We start from the raw sequence: 20899 nt of genomic DNA, 5'->3' as shown, positions 1-20899 counted from the left end.
GTATTTAAACCATAAATCCACAATTAGGAAGCCTTTTTATTTTTCTTGAAAATTGATTTTATACCGCGATAGTCTATAAAATACTGTAATCTCAATGAAAATGTATGTTGCACGGGTTGATTGAACAATAGATCTAAACTGTCGGTAAAATTGTCCTCAACATTTTCGTCATTACTGAAAAGTTGATTGCGATATAAAAAGGTTAAAAAACTACCTTGTACAAATTGCCATGAATAATTTAAATCTATATTCCAAGTACTAAAGTTGATATTCGGATTATCACTAACGTTATCCACGGTATATCCAGAATCGGTAGTTAAACGGCCATTATCTAACAGTGTAAATAATTCATCATCGTATGCTACGGTATCCCAATAATGTCTAAAAGTTAGCCCTAAGGAATGAAAAGGATTAAAATTATAATTCCCTCTTAATGAATTCGTTACCCTCTGTCTATTTCGCTCACCGAAAATAGCCTCGTCGTTTTCGCTTGTGGCATACCCACGATCTCCATTTCTGTAATCAAAGTTAAGTTGGTATATCAGTAATAAGTGATCATTAACCCTTACTCTAGGCTCTATCTCAAAATCATAGGTAAACAGATCTCTTCCCGTTTCAAATAGTGTACCTATGTTTGCCCTTAAATCAATAGCAAAAGTGCGATTGTAATTAGTCGATACGTTAGCACCGGTACTAATGAAGTTTTCGTAAATAAAAAATCGACCATCACGAGATTCAAAATAATCATATTGCTTGCCAGGTTCTATATTTAAGCGAAAGCCATAAGAATCCAATTTTCTCGTAGTTGCCCTATATGTAGAACCAAAATTCATTCGTGCATAGACATTGGGGTCAACGAGTCGTCTATAGTTAAAAAAGCCATTAATCCTATAACTGTTTAATTTCCCTCTAGGTTTAAAGATTTGATATGAGACGTCTGTTTCAAAGTCGTTTTGGTTATTCCGAAGGTTTAATCCTAAATCGTTTATATTGTATTTAGTGTCTGCAAATCGATGTGCGAAACCATACCTTAAATTACCATGAACTTTAGCGGCACGAAAAAAAGTGCTAAAACCAGACTCCCATCCTTCATTCTGATAATTCACATTGCTCATTCTTAGTTCGGTATCAATGCGATAAGTATTTCTTCTGTTGACTAAGTTGGCCACAAGTGCAGTGGCATTAGCATCCCTAAATTCACCATTTCGAGTAACATTGGTATTGATAAGGCTTACCGCGGAGTTCCCATTAAACTGTTGGTCTACTACTAAAATATTATAATTAGCAAAAGGTTCTACTACGACGGAGCGTTCATTACCTGTTAGGGTGTCAGTTATGGTTCCAAATGTTTTTTCGGTAATGGCATTGAAAAAACCTATTCCCAAGCCTTTTTTTGTTCGTCCAGAGACTTTAACGGCATTGAGAACCTTAACCTCGTCAGGCTGATTCAGTACCTCGTTTTCTACAAGTTCTACGTCACCTGAAGGCGCATTTCCAACACGTCTTGAGAAAAATAAACCACCTTTTGAAAATAAATCTACCCCTTCTGTAAAAAACTGTCGTTGCTCAGCAAAGGTCTGTTCAAAGGGACCAAGATTTAAAACAATATTATCAAATCCCGCCTGGCTAAAGTCTGGAACCAGCGTAGCATCTAATGTAAAATTGTCGGTAATACCATATTTTACGTCCATTCCAAAGGTTAAGTCTGTTGTAGTTTTACCATCGAAATCATTTACAATACCTGTCGAAAAGGGGTAAAGATTAAGTCTAATAGGAGGTTTCAGGTTGTTTAAACCTATAAGTTCACCGTGATAAAGGCCTACGTTACCTTTTGTTGGATCAATTGGATTCCAACTATACTGAGCGCGTTCTCTCCTAAAGTTGCGATGAAGTTGTAGTCCCCAGATTGGATTGTCTTGTTCAGGAAATCTTAACGTTCTATAGGGAATTTCAATTTCAACCGTCCAACCATCCTTTACTATTTTCACCGCACTCCGCCAAACGGCATTCCAGCTTCTGTCAGTACCTATGCTGGGATTGGCAATCGCATCTGATTGCTGACCAGAGCTAAATACAGTAAATTCGGTATCGTTTTGTGAATCGTTATTAGGATTTAAAACCACCCTAAAGAAGTCTGATTGTCCAAAATCATCCCTAGCTGTGAGTTGTTTCATTATTTTATCTGGGTCGTCATATAAATACGCTGCTACGTAAATGGCTCTATCATTATAGGTGATTTTAACTTCGGTTCTCTCATGTTCAGGGCGTATATTCCCAATATCTGGTTCAAATTGAATAAAACCAGTAGCTATTTCAGCATTTTGCCAAACTTCATCGTTGAGATTACCGTCTATTTTTGGGGCTTTTTTAGCGCGCCCAACATGAAGCGCTTTTTTGTTTTGTGCATTGCCCTTATTGAAAGGAGAAATAATCGAGAACAGCAGTATAACCCAACAAATTTTAGTTTTATGTAGTAGATTCAATATGGATTTGAGAAGGTAGATTACGGTTGCTATTTTTCATTGACCTGTGCAAAACTACATCGTCCTATCCTTTATCGTTCTTAACTAAACGTTAAAAAGTACAGGTTTTGTTTTTGAAATATTTCTTGGTTTTTCACCCGATTTTTTTGGAATATTTATTGCGCTTTAGATAATTGGAAAACTTAAATTTACTCATGAAAAAATATCAAATACTTCTTTGGGGTATTGTTTGTGACGCTTTAGGCTATGTCTCGTATATTTTTCCGGCTTTTGATTTTGTCTGGGCTCCACTTTCAGCTTATATAATGACCAAACTTTATAAGGGTAAGCCAGGAAAGATTGCGGCTATAATATCATTTATCGAGGAAGCCTTACCAATGCTAGACGTTGTTCCAACATTTACTTTAATGTGGATTTACACTTACATACTAAAACAAGACAAAAAAAAGGGCCACTAATCTAGTGGCCCTTATATTATTAGATTATTATTTATTGTATTTCAATATTCCAAGTATTGTTGATGTCTAGCTCTCCTCCTGTGTAAAGACCAAACTCAAAAGGTTCACCAAACTGGTCATCAACAGAGGATGCTTCGTGAACAAGTTGAAGTGTGAAAGTACCTGTACTTGCTGCACCGAATGACCAGGCTGTTTCTACGCCCAGATAATTCCCGTCTGTTCGTTGAGGGTCAATTGAATCATCTCTAATCATATCTAATACATTTATAGTTTGATTAACAGCATAGGCAAAGAAATGTTCGTCTTTTTCTTCAACAACTTCCTCAAGAATATCTTCATTGTTAACATCGTCAAGAATAGTTATAGTAGCTGTATAATCTGCATTAGCTGTAAATGGACCACTGACAGAAAGTGTAGGGTCTACGATACCATCGGCACTTACGGCACTTAAGGTAACTACATCATTTGGGTCATTTTCATTTGTAAAAATAACCTCAACGTTGGTAATCAACTCGCTTGGATTAACTGGTGCTGGCGCATCATCGTCATCAGAACAAGATGAAAATAAGGCTAACGCGAAAAGGGGTAAAAAAAGTAATTTAATGGTTTTCATGTTTGTTAAATTTAAAAAAATGGACTTCATATTTAATGGTTTATGTTAATAATTGAATTTTAATTGTACTTGAAAATTTCTTCCAACTTCGTCAGCAAAAAATCGTAATCGGTTTAAATAGTTTCTATAGCTTGTATTTAAGATATTTTGAATACTGAACCCGATTTCTAATGTATTTTTTTTAAATAATTTAGTTTCTATTGAACTATTAAAGTGCAACAAATGATAGGCTTGTGGAGGCGTACTTACATCAACTAAAACTTCTTCACCTGTAGATGGTACAGTGTATAGAAAGTTATAATTGGGGAAATTGTTTTGCATTGCAAAAAAATCAGATGTAAGCCCAACAGCAAGACTATTCCACTCTTTATTTTGATATTGAATTGTGGTTCTAGTATTTAACGGTGGCATATCAATTAAGGCTTCATTATTTTTTAAATCTTCACCAATAATGAACGCTGTTGAATTTTTAATAGATAAACGTTCTGATAGTAAATAATCTAAATTTAAATCTACCCCATAAATTAAGGCATCAGTTCCCAAAAACTCATACTCTAAGAACGCACCCGCTTGACCTATTATTCTTATACCAAGTTCTGTTGGCGCAATAAAAATATAGTTGTCAATTCGGTTGATATAAGGCTCTACTAACACTTTAAATCTAGAGTTTTGATAAGTATAGGTCGCGGATAATTGGTTGGCTGTTTCTTTGCCTAGCCTTAAGTTTCCAACTTCTATACGAGCCACGGATTGGTGTAAACCATCGGAAAATAATTCTGAAGGATTAGGGGCTCGATTACTTAAGGAATAATTCAGAGCAAACTCATGTTTGTCGATACGCTTTTTAGCTCCAATAGCTACAGAAATATTATGAAAATCATAGACTGGATTAGTTAAAAGTTGTCCCGGAGCAATATTCTCATCAACCACGATGTCGGCGAAATCTTGATCATAACCTCTTTCTTCCCATCGGAATTCACGATAAATCTTTTGCGCATCAATGTGATTAAAGTCATAACGAATAGCACCTTCTAAAAGATATCCATTATCGAGTTTCCACTCAGACGTAACGAAAGTACCAATATCAAAGCGTTGAAAATCTGGTATTAGGCGAAAGACACCTGTAGCTGGATCTGCAAAATTATCCTGATACTGGGATTGAATACCAGCCTGCACTTTCACATTGCTATTGCTATCAAACAAAAATTTAGTTTGTAAACCATGGGTTTGGAGTAACAAATCAATTGAGGGAACACCCCTGAAATCACCTCTTCTCCTGTCGAATTCCTGTCTTTGGTTACTTTGATAATCATATTGTATGGATAATTTACCCAAATTGGAGAAACGGCGCTCATACTCAGCCTTTACCAAATGGTGCCTAATTCTTTGCCTAGGATCTTTAATGTCATAAGTAAAACCCTGGATAGTTGATGGTTGACCACTTTCTATAGATTCGATAAATTGATCGATACCACCAATATGTGCACTAGAAAGAATTCCTATTTCATTGTCAACATAACTATAGTATACATTAAAGGATTCCTCAAAGCTTCTGTATCCAGATTGTAAAGAAAAAGCTTTAAAGTCTAATCCTGTATTAGACAATACATAATCAGGAGCTTTTGAATCCCCAAATCGACGATAAGTTCCTTGTCCGCCAAAAAACCAGCCTTCTTTATAAGATTTGAATAAAGAAGAACTTACTGTATAACCTCTGTTGTTAGAATCGTAAACGGCGATGGTCTTTCCAACAAGAGTATCCCTATTATATGCTTTTATAGGTCTTAAAACAATTGCACCCCCTATGGCATCGCCCGAATAAGCCAGTGCAGAGGCTCCCTTTACCAGCGTGATTTCTTGCAACGCATTAACATCTACTGTAGGAGCGTGTTCTAATCCCCATTCTTGATCTTGCATACGAACTCCATTTTGCATGGTAATGACTCTACTGCTATGTAAACCGTGGATAATTGGTTTTACAATATTGTTACCTGTATTTAAGGTAGAAACGCCAGAAATAGTGCGGGTAATGTCAGCTAGACTTCCACTGCTAAAAGCTTCAATCTCATTTACTTCGATTACGGCTTTTTGAGCTGTGTTGGTTTCTTGTTTTGTCGAGTTCCCAGTGACAGAAACTTCACCTAATTCTTCTATATGGTGCTCTAGGGTAATGGCTTTAAACGTATCACCTGTTATGTTAACATAAACCGTTTTAGTTTCACAAGCAATGTGTGAAATAGTTAATGTTAATGGGCCTTTGCACAGATTTTCAATTTTGAATTTACCGTCAAAATCAGAGGTAATGTACCTATCGTTCTCCTTAATATATATGGTTGCAGAAACAATAGGTGTTCCATCATGAAAATCTGAAAGCTCGCCTAATAAAGTAAAATTACAATCTTGACTAAAACTTAAACTCGTAATAGCAAGAGATAAGAGTCCAATATATCGGAACATGTTTCAGAATTAATTTAGTGTTTGCTTAAATTATGCGTTTACACTAAGCGCGGGGGACCACGCAGGAAGGATATTAATTGCTGATGTGGAATGAAAAATTGATAATACGAATCTTCAAGTTTCTGTAAATATGTCTTTACAATAGGCTCATTTTCGGGAGAGCTGAAGAAGACGTTTTTGGTAATTTTAAACTTATAAAACTCACAATCAACATCAGTTTTATGGAAGTGAGTGGCGTTTAAATCTTGATTTTCGCAAACCTCGTGTTGATGATGATTAAAAGCATGGGCTAACTTCACCAGAGAGGGTGATAGCACTCCAAGTACAAGAAAAATTGCTATAGTTTGAAAATAAATTTTAATATTAGATTTTGACATCAATCCAAAAATCGTTTTAATCCCATACGTTTCAACATTTTCTTCTCAAACTCCCAGAAAAATTGAAACTGCCCAAATAGCCATCCAAAGATTACTAGTAGAATTTGATAGAAAATCAGTCCAATGATAATAAATAAAATCCAGTAAAGTACAGGGTTTAAGTTTTCTTTAGTAATTCCAATAAACTTGATAATTGGTCTACCGACGTATAGGGAAGAAGAGCCCGTAATGGCGAACACTATAAAAACTCTAATCATTTCCCATCTATAGGTCAGAACCCATCTATCTTCAAGCTTTTTAAACAAGAATAGGGTGATTTTAAGAATTATAAAGAATATTATAGCTGACGCTGTAACTACAATCGCTGCACCATAATCTCCCAGAATGAATTTACTAAATCGAAAGGCCGTATAGGCAAGGCCAAGCATGCCGATTATTGGGAATAGTAATTGCCAATTTTTTTCTATCTCCCAGCGTTTTTTAAAATTTTCCATAGCACCTTAAAAAGGTGCAAATTTAATTTAAATTCTAGGAATAAAAGAAGTCAGTTGCTGATTATAGGTTAATTGAAAATAAATAAAATAATTATAGAGTAAATAATTCACCTCGTAGCCATAATCCGTTCGCCTATCATAGTCAATAGGTTGTAAATATAGATTAGGATCATAAGTTCCGGGCTGATAATGTCTCATATTCCAATTTTGAACTAGTAGAGCATTACGGTCCTCCAAGAACTGTTGTGAATAATAGCCCCGGGGACGTGCCGTGCCATACAGCCATTGGTTAAAGCCTGGCTCAATAATAATGATTTCATAATCCGTCTCGTCGCTGCTAATGCTCACTGTATCGCTTTTTACAATGGCATTCGGGTTATCATGATCAATGATTTGCTTTGTATTATAGGATTTGCAGCTAAAAAAAAGTATTAGAACCACAACGGTTATGTTCAGAACGTTTTTCATATTATAAAAATATTAAAAATCCAGAAGTCTGACTATTATTAATATCACTATTAAGGATATTCAAATGCAAATGGTCTAAGCATCGGGGCTTGTATTGTAATAAGGACTGTATCAATATCAAAATTTACAAATAAAAAAGCAGTCTACTTAGGACTGCTTTATCTCTATAATCAAGGAAAGTAAATTATTTTCCAAACAAACCACCGAGCAAACCACCAAGGCCACCTTTTTTATTGCCTGAGTTCAACAACATTCCTGCGACGTCGTCTACAACACTCCCATCACCGTCAGCATCTAAAACCTGCTCTAAAAAACTTTGCTGATTTCTTGCATCGTTTCCACCAAGCATGCCACCCAAAAGACTTCCTAGATCATTTTGTGAACGTACATTGTTTTGTCGTGCTTGTTTCCCTAAAACTCCCATTAGGATTGGTGCAGCTACTTCTAAAATATTAGCCACGGAACCTGCATCTAGTCCAGCTTTTTGGCCAATTACCTGTTGAACACCTTGTTGGCGATGGCCAAGTACATGACTTAATATTTTAGACCCATCGGTTTTAACAGCATCATCAACACCACCGCCAAATAAATCCCCAAGATTATCTAAAATACTCCCATCATGTTTTTTGTTTAAGGCACCCATTAAGCCCTCTGCACCATCTGGAGTTGCAGCATTACGCTCCATAGCTTTCATTAGTACAGGCAATGCCATAGTCAGTACACTACTGGTTTTGCTCTGATCTGTATTTGTTGATCCCGAAACACCGTTTATAATAGTCTTTCCCAAATCACTGTTCAATAAATCTAAGATTCCTTCCATTTTATGTTATGATTAAAATTTTGACTTAAAGGGACACAAAGATTTTTACTAATCGATTAATCCCCAGGGTTTAAGCTAATATTTTGGATTAAAAGTCTAATTTAAAATAGCTATAATTTGCTCGGCGAGTTCACTTCCGATTCTATCCTGAGCTTCATTTGTCGCCGCTCCGGTGTGGGGTGTTAAGGATAGAGCGGGGTTCATCAACAACTGCACTTCGGGCTGTGGTTCTTTTTCAAACACATCAAGTGCTGCACGTGCTACTTTACCACTTGCTAAGGCTTTTACTAAGGCTACTTCATTTATTACACCACCTCTTGCGGCATTAGCAATGATTACACCATCCTTCATCATATTGAATTCCTTCTCATCGATGACATAGTCTTTTTGGGCTGGAACGTGAAGCGTTAAGAAATCGGCATGTTTTAAGACCTCTTCTTTGGAGACTGTGGTAATTTCAAAATTTAGGGATTGCCCATCAAAAAATTCTAATTGTAACTCTGCCTTTTCAATAAAAGGGTCATACACAGCGACCTTCATTCCAACGCCAATACCAATTTTGGCAGTAGCTTGACCAATACGGCCAAAACCAATAATACCAAGGGTTTTGCCCTTAAGCTCGGTCCCTTTAGCGTATGCTTTTTTTAGGGATTTAAAATTTTTATCCCCCTCTAATGGCATATCTCGGTTAGCGTTGTGAAGAAAGCGGGCTAAACCATAGAAATGTCCAAATACCAACTCTGCAACAGAATGTGATGAGGCTGCAGGCGTGTTAATTACTTTAATTCCTTTGCTACGGGCATAGTCAACGTCAATATTGTCCATACCAACGCCACCCCGGCCAATAATCTTTAATCCTGGACAGTTGTCTATAATATCCTTTCGCACCTTAGTGGCACTGCGCACCAGTAGAACGGCAATATCATTGTCGTTAATGTAGTTTTGTAACTGTTCTTGTGCCACGGTAGTGGTAATAACGTCATGTCCAGCAGCTTCTAAGGCAGAAATACCGCTTTGGGATATACCATCATTTGCTAATACTTTCATTTTTGAGATAAAGGTTAAAGGTTAAACGTTTCAAAAAAGACATTCACCTTGAATTTTTATATTTTTTTGTTTGTGAACTGCATTCAAAACCCCTTAGGCCTTGCGTTCCAATTCACTCATAACTTCAACAAGAGCCTTAACACTATCTAAAGATAGGGCATTGTACATAGAGGCTCTATAGCCTCCTACACTTCTGTGACCATTAAGTCCATTGATACCTGCTTCCTTCCACATGGCATCAAAGGTTTCCTTTAAATTTTCGTTTTCAAGGGTAAAAGTGGCATTCATAGTAGAACGATCTTCTTTAACAGCGTAACCTTTAAATAAAGGATTTAAGTCAATTTCTGAATACATCACTCGTGCCTTTTTTTCATTTTCCTCTTCAATAGCCGCAATACCACCGAGATCCTTTAACCACTCTAAGGTAAGCATAGATACATATACGGCAAAAACAGGAGGTGTATTAAACATACTTCCCTTATTGATATGCACTTTGTAGTCCATCATGGAAGGTATTTTTCTAGATACCTTTCCTAGTATGTCTTCTTTTACTACCACTAGAGTAGTGCCGGCAGGACCCATATTCTTTTGGGCACCAGCATAGATTAAATCGAATTTAGAAAAGTCTAACTGGCGTGAAAAGATATCACTACTCATATCACATACCATTGGAATGGGAGAATCCGGGAAATGCTTCATTTGCGTTCCAAAAATGGTGTTATTGGATGTGCAGTGAAAGTAATCGTAATCTTCTGGAATATCGTAGCCCTTGGGGATATAATTAAAGTTGGCACTTTTAGATGAGCCTACTTCGTAGATGTCGTCATAAATGCGTGCTTCCTTAATAGCTTTGTCTGACCAAGTTCCGGTATTAAGATATCCTGCTCTTTTTTCCAAGAGGTTAAGAGCAACCATTAAAAACTGGAGGCTGGCACCACCTTGTAAAAACAGCGCTTTGTAACCTTTGCCTTCAAGGCCTAAGAGTTCGAGCGCCAAAGCCCTGGCCTTTTCCATAACGTCTACAAAAGGTTTACTGCGATGGGATATTTCCAACAGGGATAAGCCTTCGTCAAAATTTAAAATGGCTTCGGATGCCTGCTCCATGACCGACTTGGGCAATATACAAGGGCCGGCACTAAAATTATGTTTCTTCATCTTATTCTTGTTTCTATTACACCCTGTTAGATAGGGTATAAGCAAGTTGTTTTAAAGACTACAAAGGTGCTAAATTCAAGTTGATTTTATAGTATCAAATCGATAAATTTTACCTATGTTTTTAACAGGAATTCAACAGTGTCTACATCGTCTGCATAATCCCATAATTGGGGTTTTTGGGTCTCACCAAAATGTACTTTAGAGCTGGGGAAAGTATCGGAGACAATGCATTGTATATATTCCTGATCTTGTTCTAGTTTTTGTCTTAAGCTATCGGCACTGTCATAATACTCGTAGAAAAGGACCGCTATGGGTGAGGCATAGTTCTCATCATGTTTTAGCATAGCAAAACCATTTTCTAGCATTTCAAACTCACTCATTAAGTATACTGCTTTATTGTAGTCGTAATTGTTAGCGTATTTATGCTCATGAATGATGTTATGCCATTTGTATATGGCTTTAAAAAAGGCATCAAAATCGTAGCCCTTAGGCACAAACAATTTAGACACATTCCTACAACCTAGCCCATAATATCTAAAGATATCGTCAGAAAGTGCTTCGAGTTGTTCATGGGTTTCCCTTCCCGTTAGTATAGCTACAGAATTCCGGTTTTTTCTAATTATAGATGGCTTACCCTTAAAATAATACTCAAAATAACGTGCGGTATTATTGCTTCCAGTAGCAATGACGGCATCAAAATTTTCCAAGTGTTCTTGGGTAAATGAGATTTTTCCTTTAAAATTAGGCTCGACCGTTTCAAGATATTTAGCCAAATAGGGCAGTAGGTGCCTGTCATTTGAGCTTTGTTTTATTAGGACCTTATGTCCGGTAATCAACACAGATAAAAAATCATGAAAACCTACCAAGGGAATGTTTCCAGCCATTATAATAGCGACGGTTTTAGATTCTACTTTTTTAAAGTTGTACTTACTCAACCATGACTTAATATTACTGTAATTTAATGATTTAGACCAAGAGTCTAGTGCATATTCTAAATTAGCCTTGGTGAACCAACCGTTATGTTCTCGGGCTAACTGTAGTTGATGTTTGAATCCATCAAAGAAGAGGTCATTAGCTTCTACGGTATCCTCCTTTGTATAGGGTGAATTCGAAAATTGTGATAAAAAAGAACCTAATTTTGAGAATGCGTTAATTCTTTCTTGTAATTCCATTACTTATTTGGTAAAAACTATATGAGACCTTAACTTTGCAAGTGCAAAAATAGGCAATAAATTCAAAAATGCGAGTGAAGCTAAGCTTGGTTTAAGCCCTTGGGATTTCCAAGCAAAGTGTTTCATCGTTGTGAAAAAGAAAAGACATGGCAATTATAATAACTGATGAATGTATTAACTGCGGCGCATGTGAGCCGGAGTGCCCGAATACAGCAATTTATGAAGGTGCTGACGATTGGCGCTACAAAGATGGTACAAGCCTCACAGGAAAGGTTGTATTACCAAATGGCAAGGAAGTCGACGCTGACGAACCACAGAAACCTATTAGTGATGAAGTCTATTATATAGCCCCAGATAAATGCACAGAATGTATGGGCTTCCATGAAGAGCCGCAATGTGCTGCAGTTTGTCCTGTAGACTGCTGTGTCCCAGACGAAAACCACGTAGAGACTGAAGAAGAGTTGTTGGGCAAGCAACGTTTTATGCATCCAGAAGATTAATCGTACACTACTACAATCCACTCATAAATTCTAAGCCTATATCTTGGAAATTGCAGTAACATGAGGTTAGGCCACCGTATCAATTGGTTAATAAATTTGATGGTATGAAAAAAAAAACTTCTAAATCTAATTGGGCCAAGGGCATTGCACTAGGGATTTGTATAGGTGCTGTCATTGGCATCGCAATGGATAAATTAGTATTGTGGATGCCAATGGGTATCGCTTTTGGTATTTGCTTTTCAATGGTATTCGATGGCCTTGATCAAAAATCCGAATAAACTTCGAACAGTGCTGATCTGATGAAGTTTGACGACTTCCCCTTTTCCCAGTTTGTTAGATAAAATTCGTTTTATAGGTAAATACATTGAACCGTCAGGGCTGCTTAATAATTTCTAATTCCAACCTACATCTATTTAGATTTTAAGGTGTAATTGCCTCTCAGGAACAAGGCTGTTTGTCATGACTTTTCGATATTAAAAGCCAAAGGTTGAGTTTGTTCTTTAACAATATGTTTTCTCAAAATTTGATTTAAATTCCAAACAGACAAAGGTCAATTTTAATACAGGAAAGTATTTGATCTCGAGCATTTGACTCTCATTATTCAGAAATATTTTGCTTGTCTATTAAGATTGTCTTAATTACATAATTTGACTTCAGTTGATTGTATCAATGCTTGTAGATTTAATCGTTTATCTAGTTTTAGATGGATGTTATACTTATGGAAGTACCCTAATGTAAATATAAACACCCTTAAAATTACAGCATTTTTTAGGGGGGTTTACTACTTGGCGAGAGGCAACCATTGAATTGCACAGGTATCTTAAAAGCTAAATAAAAATCTTAGTAAGTCCAGTTTTAACATTATGAAAGATATAATTAATATTAGATTTGGTTATATCCCGCTCTACATTGGCTTTTGCCTCTTTAAAATCAGATTTTTTGTTTTTTGAGTTTTTGTGAACTATGATATTAGCCACTGAGGAGAAAAACTTATTTCTGCTTTTATGGGTTTTATCGAGTATGGAAATTTTGATATCAGAATATTTGGCCTTTATATCAATATGAGAGGTGCGTTTATTCCCAGAAATGTTATAATATAATTTATCAATGTGGCCCTCCATTTCAGTATTAAAATTAGGCTGACTAAAGCTATTTATAGATTCTAAATTAATATGGCTTACATCTGCACTAAAGGTAAAATCATCGTTTTGGTTTAAAACATCAAATTGCCAGCTGGCTTTAACTTCTCCACTTTCAATGAGATTTGCTCTCATCTCTATAGAAACCGGTTGGTAGTCGGCCGTGTTAGACAAGTTAGGGATACTGATAAAGGTGTTTTCGAAAGATAAAGCTCCACCATCATTGTAGGCATGCACGCGTTCTTTATAAGTGAGGGTAGCATTATTAATTTCAAAACTAGGGATTGTAAAATTAAAAGGTATGTGCCTAATCATTTCGCTTAACATAGGTTTTGCTTTTAAATCATCCGCCAAGAGTTTATCTCTGTATATGAATGCATTGGGATTATTTACTATGACCTTACCAAGGTTTAATGGTGATTTTTCCCTATTAAGCGTTTTTGGGATATCAATTATTGCAATATCTTCTATTTTTACATCATAGTAATCCATTTCGTGTCTGATATGATTCCTCAACTCACCAGGCTCGAATTTGGTTTTTAGCTCAGCGGAAGCAATGATTGTTGAGTCTTGGGTGCCATTTACGGATTTAATACTTAGATTATTAAAGGGACCAAGGGTAAGTACAATCGAGTCGGTAGCAATGGTGTAGCTGTTATAAGACAAGTTAATAGTATCGTCTTTTGCATTGGCTTGAACCGCATTAACTTTAAGGTTTAAGTCAGTCATTAATGCCCTAACAGAGTCTGTTTCTTGATCTTTTAGTTGCATAGTGATATGTGCTAACTCAATTTCTCCAATAGACACTTTGTCAAAAAGAGTCGGTTTAACCATATTGTTGTTGTCTTTAGCTAAACTATTAGGTAGTTTGATGTATCCGTTAGCATTAGAAATTCCTACATAATTTAAAGCAATAGTCTTGTTGCTGAGATAATCTATAATACCGAAGTTTTTAAAATCTATTCTCTCAATAGTAAAATTTGCCAATTCTTGGGCATTGGTGGAATCTTTTAGAGTAAAGGAGACATTATCCAAGGACAATGATCGCCCGAGGGTACTAACCTCTATATCTTCATAATTTAAGGCGATCTCATCTGGTAAGGCCGTTTTAAGGGTAGATTCTACTTTTTGTACAATAAACCAATGGAGTATTAGTCCTAGAATTAGCAAGACACCTAGGAGAATGGCTGCTTTTTTTATCAATTTTGAATGGATTATAAACATGTTTAAAAATAGACAAATATTTTGAAAAAAATATGATACTAGCCATTGAACCACAACATCTTCTAGACGATAATGTAAAAAACTTTTAGACCATAGCTTTGATCAAACTTTTGTCAGTAATTAATTCTAATATTACCTACATTTGCACACGCAAAAATTAAGCAACTATGAAAGCTGGTATAGTAGGATTACCTAATGTTGGCAAGTCCACCTTATTTAACTGTTTGTCTAATGCCAAAGCGCAAAGTGCCAATTTTCCGTTTTGTACCATAGAGCCCAATATTGGTGTGGTGAATGTACCAGACCCACGCTTGGCTAAGCTCGAGGAATTGGTTAACCCAGAAAAGGTGATTCCGGCAACGGTAGAAATCGTAGATATCGCTGGTCTTGTTAAAGGTGCTAGTAAGGGGGAAGGTCTAGGCAACCAGTTTTTGGCTAATATTCGAGAAACTGATGCTATTTTACACGTACTACGTTGTTTTGATAATGATAATATTGTCCACGTCGATGGCTCCGTTAATCCCATTCGAGATAAAGAAACCATAGACATGGAATTGCAACTCAAAGACTTGGAAACGGTAGAAAAGAAGTTAGATAAAGTAAAGAGAGCTGCTAAAACTGGTAATAAAGAAGCCCAAGCCGAGGAAGCTATACTTAATAAAATTAAAACAGGTCTAGAGGCCGGCACTTCGGTAAGAGCTTTAACGTTCTCCGATGAAGACTATGAGGACTATGTAAAGCCTTTACAGCTTATTACAGAAAAACCCGTTATGTATGTCTGTAACGTTGATGAGGGTGCTGCCACAACTGGTAATGCCTATGTAGAGCAGGTCCGTGAATCAGTTAAAAATGAGCAGGCGGAAGTTTTGGTCTTGGCAGTTGGTACGGAAGCAGACATCAATGAGCTTGACGATTACGAGGAGCGTCAACTCTTTTTGGAAGACATTGGCTTGGATGAGCCCGGTTCGGCAAAGCTCATTAGAGCAGCCTATAAACTCTTAAACCAGCAGACCTATTTCACTGCTGGTGTTAAGGAAGTCCGTGCATGGACAGTAACTGTTGGCTCAACAGCACCACAGGCGGCTGGTGTTATCCATACCGATTTTGAAAAAGGCTTTATCAGGGCAGAGGTGATTGCCTATAATGATTATGTGAGCTATGGCAGCGAAGCCAAAGTGAAGGAAGCCGGTAAAATGCGGGTAGAAGGCAAGAATTACATCGTCAAGGATGGTGATGTGATGCATTTCTTGTTTAATGTATAGGTTTTTAATGTTGAGAGCTGAGTATTGAAATATTAGCGTTTACGATTTGCAGAAATGGTTTACTTAGACCTCTGGGTTACGCTTGATTGAATCTTCCTTCAAAATATGTAATCTTGTCAACAATAGAGCGGATTTATTGTTAATTACTTTAGTGAAACCATATTTCATTTTTTGAGGTATAGCCTTATATTAGCGATTGATCCTAACAACTTTATTGACTCAAATTTTATGGCACAGTCTAATTATACTGAAGATAACATACGCTCACTCGATTGGAAAGAACACATTCGTATGCGTCCTGGGATGTATATCGGAAAATTAGGTGATGGTTCCTCTCCAGATGATGGTATTTATATTCTTTTAAAAGAGGTATTGGACAACTCCATTGATGAGTTTGTTATGGGTGCCGGTAAGACTATTGAGATTTCCATTCAAGGTGAACGGGTTACTGTGCGTGATTACGGTCGGGGTATCCCGTTGGGGAAAGTGGTGGATGTGGTCTCTAAAATGAATACCGGTGGTAAATACGATACCAAAGCTTTTAAGAAATCCGTTGGGTTAAACGGTGTAGGTACCAAAGCGGTAAATGCCTTATCCTCCTATTTCAGGGTGGAATCGACACGAGATAACAAATCGGCCTCTGCAGAATTTGAATTAGGTGAGTTGACCAACAAGGAAATGTTGGACGAAACCTCTCGTAGGAAGGGTACTAAGGTGTCCTTTGTTCCGGATACTACTATTTTTAAGAACTATAAGTATCGAAACGAGTATGTCATAAAAATGTTGAAAAACTATGTGTATCTCAATCCGGGATTGACCATAGTATTTAACGGTGAAAAATATTATTCTGAAAATGGTCTTAAGGACCTGCTATCCGAAAACATTTCCGATTCGGATTTGTTGTATCCTATTATCCATTTGCGAGGCGAAGATATTGAAGTAGCCATTACTCATAGTAAAACCCAATATAGTGAGGAATACCATTCCTTTGTCAATGGTCAGAACACCACCCAGGGAGGCACACATTTATCTGCTTTTAGAGAAGCTATCGTTAAAACCATTCGCGAATACTACGGAAAAAATTATGATTCGTCAGATGTCAGAAAATCTGTGGTGGCGGCGATTGCCATAAAAGTGATGGAACCTGTATTTGAGAGCCAGACCAAAACCAAATTAGGGTCTACGGATATGGGTGGTGATTTGCCAACAGTGCGCACCTATATCAATGATTTCGTCAAAACACAATTGGACAACTACCTTCATAAAAATCCGAATACTGCTGAAAAGATTCAGCGTAAAATCATGCAAGCCGAGCGTGAGCGTAAGGAGCTATCCGGCATACGAAAACTGGCCAAGGAACGCGCTAAAAAAGCCAGCCTTCACAATAAAAAACTACGTGATTGCCGGGTCCACTTTGGAGACACAAAGAATGAGCGCAATTTAGAGACCACTTTGTTTATCACAGAGGGTGATTCTGCATCCGGGAGTATAACAAAGTCAAGGGATGTAAATACCCAGGCAGTATTCAGTCTAAAAGGAAAGCCGCTAAACTCTTACGGCTTAAGCAAAAAGATTGTCTATGAGAATGAAGAGTTCAATTTATTACAAGCAGCATTAAATATAGAAGAGTCTATCGAGGATTTGCGTTACAACAATATCGTCATCGCAACAGATGCCGATGTGGATGGTATGCATATTAGACTGCTTTTGATCACTTTCTTTTTACAATTCTTTCCAGAAGTAATTAAGGAAGGGCATTTATATATTTTACAAACGCCTTTATTTAGGGTTCGTAACAAAAAGAAAACCATCTACTGTTACTCAGAAGAGGAGCGCCGCGATGCCATAGAAGAATTAAAGCCAAAACCTGAGATTACGCGCTTTAAGGGTTTGGGTGAGATTTCACCTGATGAATTTAAGCACTTTATTGGCGATGACATCAGGTTAGATCCTGTTATGCTAGACAAGGACATGTCTATTGAAGAACTACTCTCATTCTATATGGGAAAAAATACACCTTCCAGACAGGAATTCATTATAGAAAATCTAAAGGTTGAACTTGATGTGGTTGAAGATACCTTATGAGAACAGACAATCGAAAAGTTAGAAATACCGTAATTTCTATTTATTTTGTTTTGGTGATTTTCGCCATTCTATTGGCCGCCGTATTTAAGTCGCTAGATATTTACCCAGACATTACATGGTATATTATTATTGGGTTTTTTGTTGTGATGATTTTGTTTTATGCCATAGCTCGCTATTTTGAATACGATAGTGATGGCGACAAGGTTTATATAATTAATAAAGGGTTGATTTTAACCGAGTATATCAACTATAGGGGAAAGCAAGTTGAGTTTGCTCGACAAGAGTTGGTCAATTTTAGAATCAATAATTATTTAGTATATAAGGCGTTGGTGTTAACCCTCAAGTCGAAACATGGAAAATTAAGCAAGGAGCGTTTCAATGTCACGCTCTGTAAGCCTAAAAAATTAAGGTATATCAGACAATCATTGCGCAAAATCATAAAAGAAAACAAAACGCATAAACAACAAGGATAGAGAAGATGTCAGAAGAACATGATGAATCGGTACAGGAAGAGAATGGCAGTCAGGAAACCATTACCAAGGTTACAGGAATGTACAAGGATTGGTTTTTGGATTATGCTTCATATGTTATACTAGAACGTGCTGTTCCGGCAATTGAAGATGGCTTTAAACCTGTACAACGTCGCATTATGCATTCCATGAAGGATTTGGATGATGGGCGTTACAATAAAGTGGCCAACATCGTAGGTCATACCATGCAATATCACCCTCACGGTGATGCCAGTATTGCTGATGCTATGGTACAGCTAGGACAGAAAGATTTATTAATAGATACCCAAGGTAACTGGGGAAATATATTAACCGGCGATAGAGCTGCAGCTTCACGATATATTGAGGCAAGGCTATCAAAGTTTGCCCTAGATGTTGTTTACAACCCAAAAATCACAGAATGGCAAGCGTCCTATGACGGCAGACGGAGGGAGCCCATTAACCTTCCTGTGATGTTTCCACTCCTTCTTGCGCAAGGTGGCGAGGGTATTGCCGTGGGCTTATCTACAAAAATCCTTCCTCATAATTTTATTGAACTCATAGACGCTTCCGTTAAGCATTTAAAAGGTAAACGCTTTACGTTAGTACCAGATTTCCCGACGGCCGGTATCGCTGATATGACAAGTTATAATGACGGACTAAGAGGAGGAAAAGTAAGGGTAAGGGCACGAATTTCACAACGGGACAAAAACACCTTAGTGATATCTGAAATTCCATTTGGAACCACAACGTCAACGCTTATTGACTCTATTTTAAAGGCTAACGACAAGGGTAAAATCAAAATAAAACGTATAGAAGATAATACGGCCGCTGAAGTTGAGATTTTAGTGTATTTACCTACCGGGATTTCTCCAGATAAAACCATAGATGCCTTGTACGCCTTTACAAACTGTGAAGTGTCTATTTCTCCATTGGGTTGTGTAATTGAGGATAACAAGCCCTTTTTTGTAGGTGTAACTGAAATGCTCCGACGCTCAACAGACAATACGGTGCAGCTCTTAAAACAAGAACTTGAAATTAAGCTTGGGGAGTATGAAGAACAATGGCATTTCGCATCTTTAGAGCGTATTTTTATTGAAAATAGGATTTATCGCGATATTGAAGAGGAAGAAACCTGGGAAGGTGTTATAAGTGCTATAGATAAAGGTTTAAAGCCGTTTACAACAAATTTGAAACGCGCTGTTACCGAAGATGATATCGTGAGGTTAACAGAAATCAGGATAAAGCGTATATCAAAATTTGATATTGAGAAGGCCCAGCAAAAAATAGATGCCCTAGAAGCACAAATAGCTGAGGTTAAACATCACTTGGCCAACCTTATAGATTATTCTATCGCGTATTTTGAGCGTCTTAAAAAAGATTATGGAAACGGAAAGGAACGGAAAACTGAAATCCGTGTTTTTGATGATGTAGACGCTACCAAAGTTGTAATTAGAAACACAAAGCTTTATGTCAATAGGGAAGAAGGTTTTGTGGGGACATCCTTAAAGCGTGATGAATATGTTTGTGATTGCAGTGATATAGATGATATCATAGTGTTTACCCAAGATGGCACAATGATGGTCACTAAAGTGGATTCTAAAACGTTTGTTGGCAAAAATATTATCCATGTCGCGGTGTTTAAGAAAAAAGACAAGCGAACCATCTATAATATGATTTATCGCGATGGAAAAGGAGGGCCATCCTATGTAAAACGCTTTGCCGTTACCAGCATAACGCGCGACAGGGAGTATGATTTAACGAATGGCAACAAGAACTCGGTAGTTTGGTATTTTTCAGCTAACCCAAATGGTGAAGCTGAGGTGGTCACAATACTCTTGCGCCAAGCTGGAAGCATTAAAAAGCTTAAATGGGACCTAGATTTTGCTGATATCCTTATTAAGGGAAGAGGGTCTAAAGGCAATCTGGTTACAAAATATGCTATAAAACGTATAGAGCTTAAGGAAAAAGGTGTTTCTACCCTAAAACCACGTAAAATTTGGTTTGATGATACGGTACAGCGCCTTAATGTGGATGGACGAGGAGAGCTTATAGGCGAATTTAGAGGGGAAGATCGTTTGTTGATTATAACACAATCTGGGTTGGTAAAAACTATAATTCCAGAACTAACAACACATTTTGACAGTGATATGATTGTCTTGGAGAAGTGGATTCCTAAAAAACCCATCTCTGCCATCTACTATGATGGTGAGAAAGAGCGCTATTATGTAAAACGATTTTTAATAGAGAATGAAGGTAAGGAGGAAAGCTTTATTTCAGATCATTCCGATTCGCAATTAGAGATTGTATCCACCGATTGGAAGCCTATGGCTGATGTGGAATTTACAAAGGAACGCGGCAAGGACCGTAAACCCAATATGGAAGTTAACCTTGAAGAGTTTATTGCGATAAAGGGTATTAATGCTCTTGGAAATCAATTGACTAAAGATAAAATAAATCAGATTAGTTTGTTGGAACCATTGCCCTATGAGCCACCAAAACAGGTGCCTGCCGATGAGCTTGAAGTTGTAGATGAAGAAACACTGAGCGGAACCGATGAAATTAATTCATCGAAGGCCTCAAACAACAAATCAGATGACCACAATGCAGGAGGTAGTAAGGGTCAAGGGAGGTTGTTTTAGAAAATTAAAAACTAT

General features: G+C 37.2%; 18 protein-coding genes. 7 read left to right on the top strand and 11 right to left on the bottom strand.

All coding sequences use genetic code 11. The features are described 5' to 3' along the window. Positions 1–23: 23 nt before the first annotated feature. Complete coding sequence (locus CA834_RS08835; protein ID WP_240507543.1) at positions 24–2483, bottom strand: DUF5916 domain-containing protein; 2460 nt, start codon at positions 2481–2483, stop codon at positions 24–26. A gap of 194 nt (positions 2484–2677) precedes the next feature. On the opposite strand from CA834_RS08835, the gene CA834_RS08830 reads away from it, so the two are divergent. Continuing rightward, complete coding sequence (locus CA834_RS08830) at positions 2678–2941, top strand: hypothetical protein (protein ID WP_094968332.1); 264 nt, start codon at positions 2678–2680, stop codon at positions 2939–2941. A gap of 31 nt (positions 2942–2972) precedes the next feature. Here CA834_RS08830 and CA834_RS08825 read toward each other — a convergent pair whose 3' ends face one another. The 9 genes from CA834_RS08825 to CA834_RS08785 form a co-directional block, all read right to left on the bottom strand. Further along, entirely contained in the window at positions 2973–3554 is a 582-nt protein-coding gene (locus tag CA834_RS08825; protein WP_133085476.1) for a hypothetical protein, read from the bottom strand. A 45-nt stretch (positions 3555–3599) separates the two neighbouring features. Continuing rightward, the gene (locus CA834_RS08820; protein ID WP_094968330.1) at positions 3600–6011 is read right to left on the bottom strand and encodes a TonB-dependent receptor; all 2412 of its coding nucleotides are present in this window, start codon (positions 6009–6011) and stop codon (positions 3600–3602) included. A gap of 38 nt (positions 6012–6049) precedes the next feature. Beyond that, positions 6050–6388 carry a hypothetical protein gene (locus tag CA834_RS08815; RefSeq protein WP_094968329.1) on the bottom strand — a complete coding sequence of 113 codons (339 nt, stop codon included), beginning with the start codon at positions 6386–6388 and terminating at the stop codon, positions 6050–6052. Next, on the bottom strand, positions 6388–6882 hold the full coding sequence (locus tag CA834_RS08810; protein ID WP_094968328.1) for a DUF6787 family protein: 495 nt from the start codon (positions 6880–6882) through the stop codon (positions 6388–6390). The genes CA834_RS08815 and CA834_RS08810 overlap by 1 nt, the downstream gene beginning before the upstream one ends. A gap of 27 nt (positions 6883–6909) precedes the next feature. Further along, entirely contained in the window at positions 6910–7350 is a 441-nt protein-coding gene (locus CA834_RS08805; RefSeq protein ID WP_094968327.1) for a DUF6146 family protein, read from the bottom strand. A 184-nt stretch (positions 7351–7534) separates the two neighbouring features. Then, positions 7535–8170: a DUF937 domain-containing protein gene (locus CA834_RS08800; RefSeq protein WP_094968326.1), complete on the bottom strand. Its 636-nt coding sequence runs from the start codon at positions 8168–8170 to the stop codon at positions 7535–7537. Between the two features lie 96 nt (positions 8171–8266). Then, the gene (locus CA834_RS08795; protein WP_094968325.1) at positions 8267–9217 is read right to left on the bottom strand and encodes a D-2-hydroxyacid dehydrogenase; all 951 of its coding nucleotides are present in this window, start codon (positions 9215–9217) and stop codon (positions 8267–8269) included. Between the two features lie 93 nt (positions 9218–9310). Then, positions 9311–10372, bottom strand: a complete 1062-nt coding sequence (gene serC / locus CA834_RS08790; RefSeq protein ID WP_094968493.1) for a 3-phosphoserine/phosphohydroxythreonine transaminase — start codon at positions 10370–10372, stop codon at positions 9311–9313. Positions 10373–10485: 113 nt separating this feature from the next. Next, the gene (locus CA834_RS08785) at positions 10486–11544 is read right to left on the bottom strand and encodes an acyl-CoA reductase (protein ID WP_094968324.1); all 1059 of its coding nucleotides are present in this window, start codon (positions 11542–11544) and stop codon (positions 10486–10488) included. A gap of 146 nt (positions 11545–11690) precedes the next feature. Between CA834_RS08785 and CA834_RS08780 the strand changes: the two genes are divergently transcribed. Together CA834_RS08780 and CA834_RS14665 are read left to right on the top strand one after the other, a co-directional pair. Next, positions 11691–12044, top strand: coding sequence for a 4Fe-4S dicluster domain-containing protein (locus CA834_RS08780; protein WP_094968323.1), 354 nt, complete (start codon positions 11691–11693; stop codon positions 12042–12044). Between the two features lie 104 nt (positions 12045–12148). Continuing rightward, positions 12149–12322, top strand: a complete 174-nt coding sequence (locus CA834_RS14665) for a hypothetical protein (RefSeq protein WP_165764779.1) — start codon at positions 12149–12151, stop codon at positions 12320–12322. 549 nt (positions 12323–12871) lie between these two features. Here CA834_RS14665 and CA834_RS08775 read toward each other — a convergent pair. Further along, positions 12872–14407 carry a DUF748 domain-containing protein gene (locus tag CA834_RS08775; RefSeq protein ID WP_094968322.1) on the bottom strand — a complete coding sequence of 512 codons (1536 nt, stop codon included), beginning with the start codon at positions 14405–14407 and terminating at the stop codon, positions 12872–12874. A 167-nt stretch (positions 14408–14574) separates the two neighbouring features. On the opposite strand from CA834_RS08775, the gene ychF reads away from it, so the two are divergent. From ychF to CA834_RS08755, 4 genes are all read left to right on the top strand, one after another. Beyond that, complete coding sequence (ychF, locus tag CA834_RS08770; protein ID WP_094968321.1) at positions 14575–15669, top strand: redox-regulated ATPase YchF; 1095 nt, start codon at positions 14575–14577, stop codon at positions 15667–15669. A 228-nt stretch (positions 15670–15897) separates the two neighbouring features. After that, the gene (locus CA834_RS08765; RefSeq protein ID WP_094968320.1) at positions 15898–17754 is read left to right on the top strand and encodes a DNA topoisomerase IV subunit B; all 1857 of its coding nucleotides are present in this window, start codon (positions 15898–15900) and stop codon (positions 17752–17754) included. Continuing rightward, positions 17751–18227, top strand: coding sequence for a hypothetical protein (locus tag CA834_RS08760; RefSeq protein WP_094968319.1), 477 nt, complete (start codon positions 17751–17753; stop codon positions 18225–18227). The genes CA834_RS08765 and CA834_RS08760 overlap by 4 nt, the downstream gene beginning before the upstream one ends. 5 nt (positions 18228–18232) lie before the next feature. Beyond that, entirely contained in the window at positions 18233–20884 is a 2652-nt protein-coding gene (locus tag CA834_RS08755) for a DNA gyrase/topoisomerase IV subunit A (RefSeq protein WP_094968318.1), read from the top strand. The last annotated feature ends 15 nt before the right edge of the window (positions 20885–20899 follow it).

Origin of the sequence: Winogradskyella aurantia, assembly GCF_002266855.1 — a bacterium.
In the GTDB taxonomy this organism is placed as follows: domain Bacteria; phylum Bacteroidota; class Bacteroidia; order Flavobacteriales; family Flavobacteriaceae; genus Winogradskyella; species Winogradskyella aurantia.
Note: the sequence above shows the minus strand (reverse complement) of the source record. Positions and strands in the feature narration are given on the sequence as shown.